General features: G+C 32.6%; 12 protein-coding genes. 7 read left to right on the forward strand and 5 right to left on the reverse strand.

Translation table 11 applies throughout. The features are described 5' to 3' along the window. Window positions 1–14: 14 nt before the first annotated feature. The 3 genes from AC0OM3_RS05420 to AC0OM3_RS05430 form a co-directional block, all read right to left on the reverse strand. Window positions 15–1,934, reverse strand: a complete 1,920-nt coding sequence (locus tag AC0OM3_RS05420; protein ID WP_474211162.1) for an LTA synthase family protein — start codon at window positions 1,932–1,934, stop codon at window positions 15–17. Between the two features lie 502 nt (window positions 1,935–2,436). Next, window positions 2,437–3,774 (reverse strand): NAD(P)/FAD-dependent oxidoreductase, encoded by a 1,338-nt coding sequence (locus tag AC0OM3_RS05425; protein ID WP_474211163.1) that lies wholly within the window; start codon window positions 3,772–3,774, stop codon window positions 2,437–2,439. Window positions 3,775–4,039: 265 nt separating this feature from the next. Then, a complete protein-coding gene (locus AC0OM3_RS05430; protein WP_000771012.1) occupies window positions 4,040–4,837 on the reverse strand; it encodes a cell wall hydrolase in 798 nt (265 codons plus the stop codon). Between the two features lie 294 nt (window positions 4,838–5,131). Between AC0OM3_RS05430 and AC0OM3_RS05435 the strand changes: the two genes are divergently transcribed. The 7 genes from AC0OM3_RS05435 (at window position 5,132) to AC0OM3_RS05465 (ending at window position 12,890) form a co-directional block, all read left to right on the forward strand. Then, on the forward strand, window positions 5,132–6,973 hold the full coding sequence (locus AC0OM3_RS05435) for a S8 family peptidase (RefSeq protein ID WP_474211164.1): 1,842 nt from the start codon (window positions 5,132–5,134) through the stop codon (window positions 6,971–6,973). 179 nt (window positions 6,974–7,152) lie between these two features. Then, a complete protein-coding gene (gene plcA / locus AC0OM3_RS05440) occupies window positions 7,153–8,133 on the forward strand; it encodes a phosphatidylinositol diacylglycerol-lyase (RefSeq protein ID WP_474211165.1) in 981 nt (326 codons plus the stop codon). A gap of 199 nt (window positions 8,134–8,332) precedes the next feature. Further along, window positions 8,333–10,048, forward strand: coding sequence for a methyl-accepting chemotaxis protein (locus AC0OM3_RS05445; protein ID WP_000008148.1), 1,716 nt, complete (start codon window positions 8,333–8,335; stop codon window positions 10,046–10,048). A 287-nt stretch (window positions 10,049–10,335) separates the two neighbouring features. Continuing rightward, entirely contained in the window at window positions 10,336–10,545 is a 210-nt protein-coding gene (locus tag AC0OM3_RS05450; protein ID WP_474211228.1) for a hypothetical protein, read from the forward strand. Window positions 10,546–10,560: 15 nt separating this feature from the next. Next, window positions 10,561–10,752: a hypothetical protein gene (locus AC0OM3_RS05455; RefSeq protein WP_000006453.1), complete on the forward strand. Its 192-nt coding sequence runs from the start codon at window positions 10,561–10,563 to the stop codon at window positions 10,750–10,752. A gap of 186 nt (window positions 10,753–10,938) precedes the next feature. Then, window positions 10,939–12,372 (forward strand): MocR-like pyridoxine biosynthesis transcription factor PdxR, encoded by a 1,434-nt coding sequence (pdxR, locus tag AC0OM3_RS05460; protein ID WP_474211166.1) that lies wholly within the window; start codon window positions 10,939–10,941, stop codon window positions 12,370–12,372. A gap of 92 nt (window positions 12,373–12,464) precedes the next feature. Beyond that, window positions 12,465–12,890 carry a YfmQ family protein gene (locus tag AC0OM3_RS05465; protein WP_000214631.1) on the forward strand — a complete coding sequence of 142 codons (426 nt, stop codon included), beginning with the start codon at window positions 12,465–12,467 and terminating at the stop codon, window positions 12,888–12,890. A gap of 22 nt (window positions 12,891–12,912) precedes the next feature. Here AC0OM3_RS05465 and AC0OM3_RS05470 read toward each other — a convergent pair whose 3' ends face one another. Both AC0OM3_RS05470 and AC0OM3_RS05475 read right to left on the reverse strand, forming a co-directional pair. Then, the gene (locus AC0OM3_RS05470) at window positions 12,913–13,314 is read right to left on the reverse strand and encodes a CBO0543 family protein (protein WP_474211167.1); all 402 of its coding nucleotides are present in this window, start codon (window positions 13,312–13,314) and stop codon (window positions 12,913–12,915) included. Beyond that, complete coding sequence (locus AC0OM3_RS05475; RefSeq protein ID WP_474211168.1) at window positions 13,289–14,467, reverse strand: DUF2515 domain-containing protein; 1,179 nt, start codon at window positions 14,465–14,467, stop codon at window positions 13,289–13,291. Before AC0OM3_RS05475 ends, AC0OM3_RS05470 begins: the two co-directional genes overlap by 26 nt. Window positions 14,468–14,585: the final 118 nt, after the last annotated feature.

Raw genomic sequence — 14,585 nt, forward strand, 5'->3', positions numbered from 1 at the left:
CTTTTTCATATAGATTATTTTTCTGTTTCTTTAATTTTAGTTTGTACTTCGCCAGTTTTAATTTTATTGCTTTCTGAGAAACGTAATAAATCGCCTTCAATAATTTTGTCAGACATTCGTAATTCATTTTGTGCACGTTTAATGAGGGCTTGAGCTTCTTTTTTTGGTAAATCCACAATTTCACCCGTTATACGGTCGTAGAAAGTGTTGTTTTTGTATGCATACTTATCTGTAACGAAGCTACCATCACGTAAAACAACAAAGCCAGTATATTCATCTGAAAACATATCATGGCCAAAACGGATATCATTCGTAGAATCAACACCTAATAAATTTAGAATAGTAGGCTTCATATCGATTTGTCCCGTAGGCTTTGAAATAGTTTGACCTTCTGTTTGTCCAGGAATATGAATATATAAAGGTGTACGTTGTAAATTTAAAGTGTCAAATTCTGTTATTTGATCTTTTTCTAAAAACTGTGCCATTGCACGATTATGTTTTTCGGAAATGCCATAATGATCACCGTATAACACAATAATAGAATTATCGTAAAGCCCCTCGGCCTTTAGACGTTCAATAAATTTTTTAATGGATTCGTCTAAGTAACGTGCTGTTACGATGTAACGATCAAATACGCCATTACCAGAGTTGTATGGTTCAATGAATTTTGTATCTTCATCATACGTAAATGGATAATGGTTTGTTAAAGTAAGGAAACGAGCATAGAATGGTTGATTAACAGTTTTTAATATATCTACTGATTGATCAAAGTATTCGATATCTTTTAATCCCCAATTTAAATTTGTTTCTGGCGTGATTTTGTAATCAAGTTCATTATAGTAACGGTCATAACCAAGAGCAGAGTACATAATATTACGATTCCAAAATGTTGCGTTATTCGCATGAAATACAGAAGTGAAATAACCTTGCTGACGTAAAATTTCTGGAGTTGCAGTATAATCATTGTTACCGTGTGTAAAGAATACAGCTCCTCGATTTAATGGATACAACGACGTATCGATTAGAAATTCAGAATCAGATGTTTTCCCTTGACCAGTTTGATGGAAAAAGTTATCAAAGTAATAACTTTCATTTATGAATTCATTTAGGAATGGTGTAACTTCTTGCCCGTTCACTGATGCGCCTATTAAGAAGGTCTGCAAGGATTCAAGAGTGACGACAATTACGTTTTTTCCTTTCGCTGCACCAAACATATTAGGGTTTGGCTCGCTTTGGTTTGCTTTTACGTAGTTTTCAGTTTCTTGTAATTTACTACTATCAGCAAGTGCTTTTTGTGACCCAGCTTTTACTTGCAGTGTTAAGTCGTATACTTGGTGAGTATATAAGCCTAAATTTTTGACAAGCATGACTCGGTCGAATGATCTTGTTAATAATTCAGGGCGCTCTTTTTCTGCAAGATGTAGATTTGCAAAGAATACACCAATCGTTAAAAGAAAGTATAACAAGCGCGTAGAATGAGTTACACGTTCTGTTTTAAAGACCAATGATTTCTTTTTTAATAAAATAAAGAAGAAAACAATGTCTACGAATGCGAGTATAATTTTGTAGTTTAATATTTCTATAATACTGGCGCCTAATTGGCCAAAGTTTGAGGTTTGTCCAAGTACTGGTAATGTAACGAAATCACTATAAAAATCATAGAACATTACATTTCCAACAAGCACGATTGTTAATAAGAAATTAATACAGAGCGCTATATAATTTCGCTTTTCACCAGTTGCAAATAATGCTAATCCAATAAATGCTAATGATGCGGCTAGAGGGCTAATAAACAAAATGAGCTCTTGCGTTGAAGACTCGATTTTTAAATCAAAACTGAATCGCGTAATAAGATATGTTTTTAACCATACTGCTAAAGCCATTATTATAACAAAACTTATATTTTGCATTTGTAAATTTATTTTGTTATTCATTTTTACACCTTCTTTATATAATTTATTTAACTAAAGTTATATATTATGTTTTTATAACTATTAGAGTGTAATGAACCATTTAGACTTTGTTTTCTAAAGGGAATAATTTGAAGTATTCATATATATACAATGGGGATTTTTAAAGCGTAGTAGCATAAATATAACTCTTTTTGAGAAACGGGCAGAACAAGTCATAGTTGTAGTGAAATTGACTTATAGACATCCTACCATATTAAACACTATGATGATGTTACAAAATATCGAACAAATAAAGGTGAAAATGGATAGAGACTTTTAAAACTGTTGACATTCAATTTATTAGAATTGAATGCCAATCGTTTTAATTATACAGTTATATTACACATGTATTTTGTAAAATCCCGATTTTTTGTCGGTTAATCATTAGCCGGGAAGGATAGGGGGCTTATTAATATACTTTTACTATATGTAAGTAAAGTGTTTTGAAATTGAAAATATTTGACTGACATTTTAATGATAGAAATTAAATGTCAGATAAGTACTTTCCAACATACAGACCACTTGCAGCTGCTTGAGATAATGAATGCGTAACGCCTGAACAATCTCCAATTAAAAATAGCCCATGTATACTAGTTTCAAAATGATTATTAATTCTTATCGTAGGAGCATAGAACTTTCCATCAATTCCATATAGTAAAGTATGTTGATCGATAGGCTCTTGTATAAATTGTTCTAAACGGAATAAAAATTCTTTGAGCCCTTCAATATATAATTGAGGGATTTCTTGATTCAAATCTCCATAATCCCCCTGTAGTGTAGGCTGTATACGATTATGTTCCATGCTGTTTTCCACCGTAGGTTGTTTCTTTAGTAAGTCCTCTAAGCGCTGTATAACAATCCGATCTCGTCCTTGGTTAATGCCTTTAATAATTGAACTTGCGTATACATTTGCTTCTTTGAGAGTTGGAAAATAGCGAGGAATAAATAAAGTGAAATTTAGGTTAGAAGTGCCAGTTCCTTGTTCTCGAAAATTTTGACCGTCAGGCATAACTAAACCTTCTTCGTACTTTCGAATGATGCGTCCCTTTGGATTCATACAGTAAGTAGTTGCTGTGAAATGCTCACCTTGATAAGAAAGTTTTGTTTCAAAAGTATCTTTTAATATAGAACGTAATTGATGTTCTTTCATTTCTACTCTAATTCCTAAATCTACACGTGTTTGCTTCTGAGAAATATTTAGGGAACTGCACATTTCTTTTAACCAATCGGCCCCAGAGCGCCCAGTTGCAAATACTAGTTGCTTAGTTTGAACTGTTCCTTGATTTGTCTCTATTGTAAAATAATCTTCCTGTTTCAGAATATGTTGTACATCTATATGAAATTGGATTTTTATTTTCGTAAGTAAAAAGCCATAGAGCTGCTGAAAAATATTACTGGAAAGTGTAGTACCAAGATGTCTTACTTCTGTTGTTAGTATTTGTAAACCACACGCTTCAGCTCTCTTAGTGAGACTTGAATTTTCAGTAGAATATTTTGAAACCGAACTTCCACCAAACTGACATAGAATTTCATCTACTTCAGCCATGAGTTGTATAAAGCCCTCTTTACCGACTTTTTGCTCAAGTTCTCCGCCAAATCCGTTTGTATAATTAAATTTCCCTTCAGATTTTCCTAAACCACCAAACCCGAAATATTTATCACATGTAGTACAATTACACGCCTTTCCTTCGTCTAACGGACAATGGCGTTCTTCTAGCGCTTTACCTTTATCAAGAATTAAAACTTTTTTGTTACTTTTAGCTAGTGAATAAGCCATAAAAATGCTACTTACTCCAGCGCCGATAATCGTAACATCATACATATTCTTCCACCTGCTAACGAATAGTTTGTTTTTTATTTTTCTAGTGTATAACAATTTTATGAAGTTAAGAAATAGCTTTTATTAATAAAGTGAGAGTTTTTGAACTTGATGCTTTATTAATTTCTACGAGTGGTGGAGTAAATACAAAAATTTTTATTTGAAAGAAGAAACAGTTTAAAAAATAACTATGTCATATGATTAATAACATTTTACATAGAAAAAAACAGACCTTTTAAGTGAAGAGGTCTGTTAATGATTTTAAATCTTATTTAGCAAAAACATGGTTACCGATTACTGCTACTGTTTGACGTGTCGTAATCCACTTGTCTGTTGATGTTTTTGGATTGTAGAAATAAAGCCAGTCAGAATGTACTCCATTTGTGGAGATAGCCTCTTCTACAGCCATTTTTGCTTCTGCGCTTGCAGGCTGATTAATTCTTCCATCTGTAACAGGAGTAAATGCATATCCGTATTTAATAGGTTCATAAATAACGCCTGTTATTGTATTTGGAAAACCTTTTGCATTCACACGATTTAGTATAACTTTCGCTACTGCTACTTTTCCTTTATAGGATTCGCCACCTGCTTCAGCGGTAACTAAGCGTGCCATTAAGTCTTTTTCTTTTTGTGAAATGCTTGAGTTGATTTTTAAATGTTGTCCTGTATAAAGCTTATTTCCGACTGTATTGTTAATTTGTTTTATAGATTGGACAGTGACATTGTAACGCTTTGCTATCGATTCTAATGAATCTCCCGGTTGTACTTGATAAATAATTTGTCCAGAAATGTTCGCAGGCTTGGCGTTTTGAGGAACAGTGATTTCATTTGATTTCACGGACCCTGGAATATGTAACTGTTCGCCAATAAATGTTTGATCGTTTCCTTTATTATTAGCCTGTTTAATGGATTGTATTGAAACTCCGTATTGTTTGCTAATGCCCCAAAGTGTATCGTTCTTTTTTACTGTATGAATGGTAGAAGCTTCAGCTGTACTTTGACTACATACGAATGTAATTGCAGCCGCAGATAAAGGGATTATATGTTTGATTTTTAGTAATTTCATTGTAAATCCTCCTAAGAAAAAATTAAGGTGAAACTATTAAGTAATGTAGTTAAGAATGTGTATATGCGTAATATATTAATGTAAGTATATTAGCACATATAAAATAAATAATCACTATAAGTTTCATATGCGTGTAGTGTTGAGTCAGAATATGAAATATTGCATATGAAAATACATTGAAGTTCATATTTCTGATTACTATAATCTATTTAGTAGAAAGGGAATACGTTATAGAAATAAAATCATTGTAGATTAATATAATGATTAATAATTATTAATAGGAGGATTGATGTAATGAAAATATTTCAAAAAATGTATGCGTCAACTGTAATCATTACAACACTTTTAGGAACAGGAGGTACTATCAATAGTGTACATGCTGATTCTATAGAACAGCAGAGTAAATTAGGGATAGAACAAGAAACAGATAAGCAAATCATTGTAAAATTTAAAGCAGATTTGGATTTTCCATATGAAGATGGTATTGAAAAACAAATACAATCTCAAACGAATGATAAAGTAATAAAAGATCTTTTGACAGAATATCCCGATGTAACATTTACTCGTTTATTCACATCTGTAAGCCCGGAACAAATACAAAACCTTGAAGTGAAAGCACCTAATCATGTATCTACAAGTTTATTAAACTACTATATTCTTCAAAATCAAAATAGTGGGTATGAAGAAGAAATAGTAGATAAGTTAAAGGCATCTTCTTTAATAGAAGATGCGTATATGAAGAAACAAGAGAAAATAATGCCACCTGAAGTGCAATCATCAAGTGTAGCTCTTAATCCTAATAACAATCCTAGATTTAAAAAACAAGGTTATCTTGAAGCAGCCCCATACGGTATTAATGCGCCTTTCGCCTGGGGAGTTCAAGGCGGTAATGGAAATGGTATCACTTTTGTTGATATGGAATACGGATGGCTATTAAATCATGAGGATTTATTACATCAAAATATTGAATTAATGTCTGGAAGAAATATAAATCAGCATGTCGGTCATGGGACGTCTGTACTAGGAATTGTATCCTCTGAGGACAATGAAGTCGGGAATATTGGGATTGCGCCAAAAGCGAAAGCAAAGGTTATCTCTCAAATAAGAGATAACGGACAGTATAATACGGCTGATGCAATATTAAGCGCTGTAAATCAGTTAGAAGCTGGGGATGTTTTATTGTTAGAGGCGCAAGCATCCTTTGATGGATATGGTGATAAATATTTACCTGTTGAAGTACAACCAGATATTTTTGATGCAATTCGTGCTGGTACAGATAAGGGAATTGTAATTATAGAGGCTGGAGCAAATGGGTGGAATGATTTAGATCAGTTCAAAGATAGAAAGGGTAAGCAAGTCTTAAATCGTAATAGTAAAGATTTTAAAGATTCGGGTGCAATTATGGTAGGAGCTGGCTCTTCATCTTTCCCTCATGAACGTATGTGGTTTTCGAATTATGGAAGCCGTATTGATGTGTACGGATGGGGAGAAAATGTAGATACAACTACAGCCGAGCAAAGTAGAAGTGCTGTAAATCTTTATACTTCAAGCTTTAGCGGAACATCTAGTGCTTCGCCAATTATTGCTGGGGCAGCGACTTTAGTACAAAGCATTGCTAAAGAAAATTTAGGACAACCATATAGACCTAGTGAACTAAGAGCAATATTAAGCAACCAGAGCACAGGAACAAAATCTAAAGATCCATATGCAGATAAAATTGGTGTTTTACCAGATTTGAAGTCTATACTAGTAAACTTAGGCTATGAACAAAGAAAACCAAACGGTGGGAATGAATTACAAGTAACAGAAAATGAACCAAATAATGAGCCTAGACAGGCAAATAAAGTTAACTTTCATACACCGGTGAAAGGAACGCTACATAATAGTGATAGAGTAGATGTATTTACTTTCCAAATTGACTCGCCGGAAAATATTAATATTTCTCTACTAAATGAACAAAATATCGGAATGACATGGGTACTTCATCATGAATCAGATTTAAATAACTATGTAGCATATGGTGAAAATGAAGGAAATGTAGTTAAAGGAACTTATAATGCAAAGCCAGGTAAATATTATTTATACGTCTATAAATATGAGAATAAAGATGGTTCATACGTATTGAACATAAAATAAGTAAAAGGAACTTCAGATGAAGTTCCTTTAAATTTTTCTAATTTAGTATATGTGAATGATTTTTTAACTTTACTTCTATGCAATATTTCATATTGATGAAATGTTATTTATTTTTTATGAACTAGCTTATATTATATTCAATAAGTTTGATATAAAAACAGAAAAAGAGAGGGATAATAATGAGCAATAAAAAGTTAATTTTGAAATTATTCATATGTAGTACAATATTTATCACATTTGTATTTGCTTTACATGATAAGAGAGTAGTTGCAGCTAGCTCTGTTAATGAGCTTGAAAATTGGTCAAAATGGATGCAACCTATACCTGATAATATCCCGTTATCACGAATTTCAATTCCAGGAACACACGATAGTGGAACGTTCAAGTTGCAAAATCCGATTAAGCAAGTATGGGGAATGACGCAAGAATATGATTTTCGCTATCAAATGGACCATGGAGCTCGCATTTTTGATATAAGAGGACGTTTAACAGATGATAATACGATAGTTCTTCATCATGGGCCATTATATCTTTATGTAACACTGCATGAATTCATAAACGAAGCGAAACAATTTTTAAAAGATAACCCGAGTGAAACGATTATTATGTCTTTAAAAAAAGAGTATGAGGATATGAAAGGGGCAGAAGGTCCATTTAGTAGTACGTTTGAAAAAAATTATTTTGTTGATCCTATCTTTTTAAAAACAGAAGGAAATATAAAACTTGGAGATGCTCGTGGGAAAATTGTACTACTAAAAAGATATAGTGGTAGTAATGAATCTGGAGGATATAATAATTTTTATTGGCCAGATAATGAGACGTTTACCACAACTGTAAATCAAAATGTAAATGTAACAGTACAAGATAAATATAAAGTGAGTTATGATGAGAAAGTAAAATCTATTAAAGATACGATGAATGAAACGATGAATAATAGCGAGGATTTAAATCATCTATATATTAATTTTACAAGCTTGTCTTCGGGTGGTACAGCATGGAATAGTCCATATTATTATGCGTCTTATATAAATCCCGAGATCGCGGCATATATTAAACAAGAGAATCCAAAAAGAGTTGGTTGGGTTATCCAAGATTATGTTAGTGATAAGTGGTCACCGATTCTCTATCAAGAAGTTATAAGAACTAATAAGTCGCTTTAATTTTTATCATAATTTCATAGAAACAATATAACTCTATTAAAAGTCTTGTGGAATTCCCATAAGACTTTTTAGTATTTGATAGTATGAGAATCAAGTTCTTCGAATATAATTATAAGATTAATAAAAAAATGTCGATAAATGTCGATTGTTGTTGTAATATAAAACAAGTAAAATATAATATATAGATGGAGTGATTTTGTTGTCTTTTATTAAAAATAGTAAAATTGGAACGAAATTAAATGTGTTAGTCATTATATCGAGTTTGGCTTGTATTATGTTATCTTCACTCGGGTTTTTAGGGCTTCAAAAAGGTGAAAATGCATCTTCTAGTATGTATGAAGAAAGACTATTACCAATTGAATGGATAGGAATTGTAGAATCAAATTTTTACCATGTTAATATGAATTTTATGGAGATTATGATATCGAAAGATGAAAAAAGAATGAAAGAACTCATAATAGAAATGGATAAGACTAGAAAAGAAAATGATGAGCTGTTAAAACAATTTGAAACTAGAATTAGTTCTCATAAAGAAAAAGATTTGTATAATGCGTTTCAAAGTCAATTTAAAGATTTAAGAGTACAAATGAAAAAAGCACAGGATTTGGGACTGACTAATAATGAAGAAGCCTATAGCTATTATTTAAAAGAAATTGACCCTAATATGGAAAAAACAATTCAGTCTATTCGCGAACTTATTTTATATAATAATAATGCTGCTGAACAGCTACAAAAAGAGAATGTTAATAGTGTGAAAAATACAATCATAACATTTGTAATTATTTCATTTGTTGGAATCATAATAATCATTTTTATTGGTTTTATAACAAAAAATGCTATAAAAAAACCAATTGTATTATTACAAAAAGATATGGAACGAGTATCTGCTGGAGATTTAACAATTCGAACTTCTTATAAATCCGAGAACGAATTAGGCCATATTGTACAATCCTTTAATAGTATGTTAGATAACTTGCAACAATTAGTCGGTCAGGTGAAGGTTACGGCGAAAGAAGTGATTGTTTCAACTGAAAATATGCTACAAGAGACGAAAACGGCAGCACATATATCAAACGAGGTTGTTCGAACTACTTCTGAAATAAATAAAGAAATAGAGGGACAAGTGACTAGTATTCAAGAAAGTTCAACTTCAATGGAAGAAATTGCAACTGGTGTTCAAACAGTAGCTGAATCTTCAGCGATGGTTGCTGAAGTTGCTGTTGCAACAATAGACCAAGCAAATTCTGGTAGTGAAGTTATAAAACAATCTATTCATCAAATGAATAGCGTAAATGAAGTTGTCGAAGAAACTTCTAAGGTCATTGATAGACTTGTTACGCGTACACAACAAATTGAAGAAGCGTTAGATGTTATTACTAATATTGCGGAACAAACGAATTTACTTGCTTTAAATGCTGCAATTGAGGCAGCACGTGCTGGAGAAAATGGAAAAGGATTTGCAGTAGTTGCAGCTGAAGTAAGAGGTCTAGCTGAGAAATCTAAAACATCTGTAAATGATATAAATAATTTAATACGTTTTATACATCAAGATACAGAGGATACAGTTCATGTAATGAAAAAAGGTCAACAACAGGCTAGTGGTGGTAAAGAAGCAGCGCATAAGGCAGAACTCGCATTTTCATCTATTATGCAAGATATTAATAGAATAACGACCCAAATTCAAGAAGTGTCTGCTGCCACAGAAGAAATGTCTGCTGGGACAGAAGAAGTAAATGCTTCTTTGTCAATAGTTTCTGAAACTGCAACACAAGTCGCACAAGAAACGAATCGAACGGTACAATCAATTCAAGCACAAGCCACATTGATTCAAGAAATAACGACGAAATCTAATGAAATGAAAAAGAAAGTCGAAAATTTAGAAATGCTAATTTCACAATTCATTATTGAAGAATAAGTCTATTAACATTTATCCCGCTATTTGCCGGGCAGTAAGACCCCTGCCTCAAAATTCAGAGGAAGCAAAGAAGTTAGGTAGGAGCCTGCTGCCCGTAAAAGCCCGATTGGTGAGGGCTGATTAAAGTTTCACTTTATCATTAGTATAAACTTTAAGATACTCAACATAGTGCTGTGTTGTACAATTCGAAAAAGGACCTTCATAGGTTCTTTTTTGTAAATGGTGTGAACGATACTTTTCATTATGAAAAAATCAAACTTTTAAATCGGATTAATTTTAAGTGAAAAATGAATATAATTAACCTTGCGAAAAAGCAACTGGTCTTAAGTGATCAGTTGCTTTTTATTTTTAAAGTGGATGAGCAAAAAAACGCGAAAGTGGTTGGTTCGATTTTTACAAACATCTATTATGATAAGAGAAGAAAGGTAGTATGTTATCAACGTTTTAAAGAGGAAGGTTTTTATGTAAGTTCTTTAATTAAAATAGATGGGTCTTAGAGAGGTGAAAAGACAATGAGTTTTGCAATTTCACTAGTCGTTATTATTGTAATTGTATCGCTATTTGGGACTGTACTAGTTGCAAGAAACGTGGAGGATAATTATGGAAAGTCTACAAAGAGAAATGTGAAAAACTTATCTGCAATCTATATTCTTCTTCTTTTTGTTCTACTGGTTGGGGTAACATGGTATGTGGTAATGATTTGATAGTTTGTGAAAGAACTGAAATGAGAGTATGAAGTTGGAATTTCAGAAGCTATCGAGTAATCAGAAAGAGGACTATTTTGGATATATCCATTTACGGATAAGAAAATGTGACTAATTAATACTATTTTTACGGTGAATACTGTTAGTAAAAAATGAGGATAGTTCGTTTTGAAAGGAGGGAACTAGATGGAATGGAAACCAAATCGTGCAGATAAGACACCTGTATATAAACAAATTGCTGATTATATTGAAAGAGGCATTTCTTCAGGTGAATTTCCTTCTGATAGTAAGTTACCTTCTGAGCGTATGTTAGCAAAGGAATTACAGGTGAACCGGAGTACAATAGTAGCTGCGTATGAAGAATTAAAATCACTTGGAGTAGTAGAACGGCAAAAGGGAAGCGGAACACGGGTCAATACAGACATATGGGGTGTCTCACATAAACGAATACCGAACTGGGGTAGGTACGTGGAGGACGGATCATTCTTACCTAACGTACCACTCGTTCAACAAATTCGAACGGAAACACAAAAAGATGATTTAATTAATTTAGCAAGTGGTGAACTGTCACCAGAATTAATTCCAAGTGATAGATTTCGAACAATTTTGTCAGAGAAAACATTTATGGAAAACCTCGGTTATGACCATCCACTTGGAAATGAGATGTTGAGAAAAACAATTTCAGCACATGTTCAGCAATATAAACAAATTGAAGCAGATTCAAGCTCTATTCTTATTACGTCTGGAGCACAACAGGCGCTTAATCTTATCGTTCAATGTTTATTAAAACCTGGCGATGCGATCGCGATTGAAGATCCTTCGTATTGTTTTTCGCTTCCAATGTTTAAATCGGCCGGTTTAAACATATTTCATTTACCTGTTGATGAGCATGGAATGAATCCAGATGACTTAATCGATTTGCACAAAAAGCATCGCATTCGTATAGTATTTTTGAATCCAGATTATCAAAATCCAACAGGTACTGTGCTTTCATTAGCGAGACGTAAAAAGATTTTAGAACTGTCTTCTGAATTTGGTATACCAATTGTAGAAGATGATCCGTATAGTTTAACTTCATTTAATGGAGAAGTGAATCCGACATTAAAATCAATGGATCAAAATGGGAATGTTCTTTATATAAGTTCATTATCAAAAATTGTTGCATCAGGATTACGTATTGGCTGGATAATTGGTCCTACGCGCGTAATTGAGCGTTTAGCAGATGCAAAGCAACAAGTTGATTTTGGCCATAGTGTATTTACGCAGTGGGTAGCAAATCAGTTTTTAGAATCAAAGGATTTCCATACACACATTACGATACTTCGTGGACAATTGAAGCAAAGAAGAGATGAATTAATTGCAGAGCTTGAAGGAACATTGGGAGACCGAGTTGAATGTTTCGCGCCAGAGGGTGGAATACATGTATGGTGTAAAGTGAAAGGAAAGTTTGATGAATATAACTTATTAGGTAAATCTATACGGAATGGTGTCGCATTTGTTCCGGGCAGTGTTTTAGGTTCGAAAAATGAATATATACGATTTACGTTTGGTAGAGCGAATATAGAACAAATTCAAATTGGAATTAAACGGTTTGCCGACACGCTAAATGAGATTTCATAATATGGATATGTGATTGTAACTGGCATACTCATTAGTATACTAATACCGTATGGAACGAAATTTATTTTTTAAATGTAATGGAGATGATAACAATGACAACATGGTTTATAGTTACATTATTTGTTTTTGGAGCTATTAAAGTATTAGTTTCTAGCATGCCCACTTCTGTTGTAGAATCAATTATTAGTAAATTTGAATTGCATCAAAAGCTTGAGGCGGAAAATACTTCTATATCGATAGATGGAAAAAATATAGAGGGAGAAATGAAACTACAAGTTATTCATGAATTTAATGAGGCTTTGTTTTTAGATAAACATTATTTCCCACCGCACGGAGAAGGGATACCAATAGTCATTGATACGAAGAAAGGGAATAAAGAGATTAGATTTTCTCTATATAGCTATGAGGAACATGTTGATGTCATTAAGCAATATAAGAAGAAAGTCGTTGCCTATCGTTTACGCTCTAAAAGCCTTCAAACATTGGCACCATTAGCAATAACGGAAGAGTATGCTTAAGAAGGGACCTATAATGGTCTCTTTATTTTTTTATCCAATTATATACGTTCCAAATAAAAGAATGAAAAATCATATAACCAAATAAAGAATATGTATGGTTCCAATTCGCACTATGTACAAATAAACCTAACCTTTCAGCAATCTGCTCAAAAAGGCTAGCACAAATACCGATTGAAATAATAAATAAAATTCTAGAAACCTTAGATAATTTTTTTGAAATGTGTATAAAGATAACTGTTAAAATCGGCAGTACGAACAATGTAAAAGCTATATTAACCGAAAATGTGGATGAGAAGGGCCTAGCCGGAAAGGAATATATTTGTTTATTAACAAAAAAGGCATCTAAGCAAGTTCCAATAATAGAAGAGAGAAAGGTTGTAACTACTAATGCTAGAAACTCATTCTTCTTCTCGGAAGAGGACATTTTTCTTTGCGAGAATGGCGAGTTCAATTTTTTCGAGTGTTTTGCAGTAGTCTTCTGTAATTTGTCCATTTATATTTTCCTCCTTATCAACTAAGTAATTTACAACTTGCCAATCAGTAAACCAATCATTATTGTCAACTTCTTCATGCTTCATATCTCGCCATGCATAGATGAGTGCAGGGCTGTATATGCGATAAGCATCATTTCGTAACTGGCATTTCTTTATTCGGCGCTTATAAAACTCACGGGAAAAAGATTCATTTACACTCGAAAATAAATGGGGCCAGTAATCTTTCCTAGATCCTGTATGCGGATGGTGTTGAGCCCAGCTTATTATTTGAGATAAAATATGTGTATCTCGAAATAATAATGAGTACAATCTTTTTCCAATTAATATCCGTTCATGTAAGGAAGTGAAATGTTTCATTGTATCACCAAATAGTAATACTTTTTGTTTCTTATCATTTTCGTAGAATGGGAAAAGGATATGATTAAACTGAAAGAAATCAAAGAGTTTAAATCCAATACTATTTAGTACAGTCTTTTTAAATTGTCCATTTTGAATCACTCTTTTTTCTAAGTAGTTTTGTTCATTAATAATAGTTGCAATCGCTAAAGTTTTTTTGTTACCTGTTTTCCAAAAATGGTTCCACATCGTTTCCATAAATGTAGAAACATTTAGGTGAGAAAGAAGGTGAAATAACTTTTGTGATCTCTTTACACTTTGTTCGTAAAGTAAAAATTGAGGATATACATCTTGGAAAATAAGCCAATTCCCTCTTTCTAAAAAAGAAAAAAATATGAATTGATCTTTTTCTGATAAAATTCTCGTATATAAATCGCCCTTTAAATCAGTCATATTCCAACCGCCGTTACGTGATACCATATGTCCAAGCAGTGCCCAATGTATTTCTGGATATTGAATGTAAAATTGGTAGTATGCGCGTGTTCTTGTAACATTATTTTTATTTAGTTGTTCTGTTTGTATTTTTATTTTGTTGATGATGAGTTGTTCTTCTTTCGTTAATTTATACATGGTGTCAGAAGGAATAAGCTTGCTTTTTTGTTTTAATTCATTTTTTACGTCGAATAGGGAGAGGGGCAGTGCTTTGGAAGGTCCGTTATATGTATGATTTGAATTGCTTAGATCCATTCCGTTACCTCCCTTTTTCATAAATTTAAACATGATTATTGGCTATGAATCATTCTATTTATTTTATTACGAGTATAAGAAATAAATGAGCGGTGTTTTTTACAAGGAATTTATTTAT

The sequence above is a fragment of the Bacillus sp. FAU20 genome (assembly GCF_056033865.1).

Bases quoted from the DNA above. Each gene is read 5' to 3' on its own strand.
- AC0OM3_RS05420 (WP_474211162.1), bottom strand. From the start codon at position 1,934: ATGAATAACAAAATAAATTTACAAATGCAAAATATAAGTTTTGTTATA.
- AC0OM3_RS05425 (WP_474211163.1), bottom strand. From the start codon at position 3,774: ATGTATGATGTTACGATTATCGGCGCTGGAGTAAGTAGCATTTTTATG.
- AC0OM3_RS05430 (WP_000771012.1), bottom strand. From the start codon at position 4,837: ATGAAATTACTAAAAATCAAACATATAATCCCTTTATCTGCGGCTGCA.
- AC0OM3_RS05435 (WP_474211164.1), top strand. From the start codon at position 5,132: ATGAAAATATTTCAAAAAATGTATGCGTCAACTGTAATCATTACAACA.
- plcA (WP_474211165.1), top strand. From the start codon at position 7,153: ATGAGCAATAAAAAGTTAATTTTGAAATTATTCATATGTAGTACAATA.
- AC0OM3_RS05450 (WP_474211228.1), top strand. From the start codon at position 10,336: ATGAATATAATTAACCTTGCGAAAAAGCAACTGGTCTTAAGTGATCAG.
- AC0OM3_RS05455 (WP_000006453.1), top strand. From the start codon at position 10,561: ATGAGTTTTGCAATTTCACTAGTCGTTATTATTGTAATTGTATCGCTA.
- pdxR (WP_474211166.1), top strand. From the start codon at position 10,939: ATGGAATGGAAACCAAATCGTGCAGATAAGACACCTGTATATAAACAA.
- AC0OM3_RS05465 (WP_000214631.1), top strand. From the start codon at position 12,465: ATGACAACATGGTTTATAGTTACATTATTTGTTTTTGGAGCTATTAAA.
- AC0OM3_RS05470 (WP_474211167.1), bottom strand. From the start codon at position 13,314: ATGTCCTCTTCCGAGAAGAAGAATGAGTTTCTAGCATTAGTAGTTACA.
- AC0OM3_RS05475 (WP_474211168.1), bottom strand. From the start codon at position 14,467: ATGGATCTAAGCAATTCAAATCATACATATAACGGACCTTCCAAAGCA.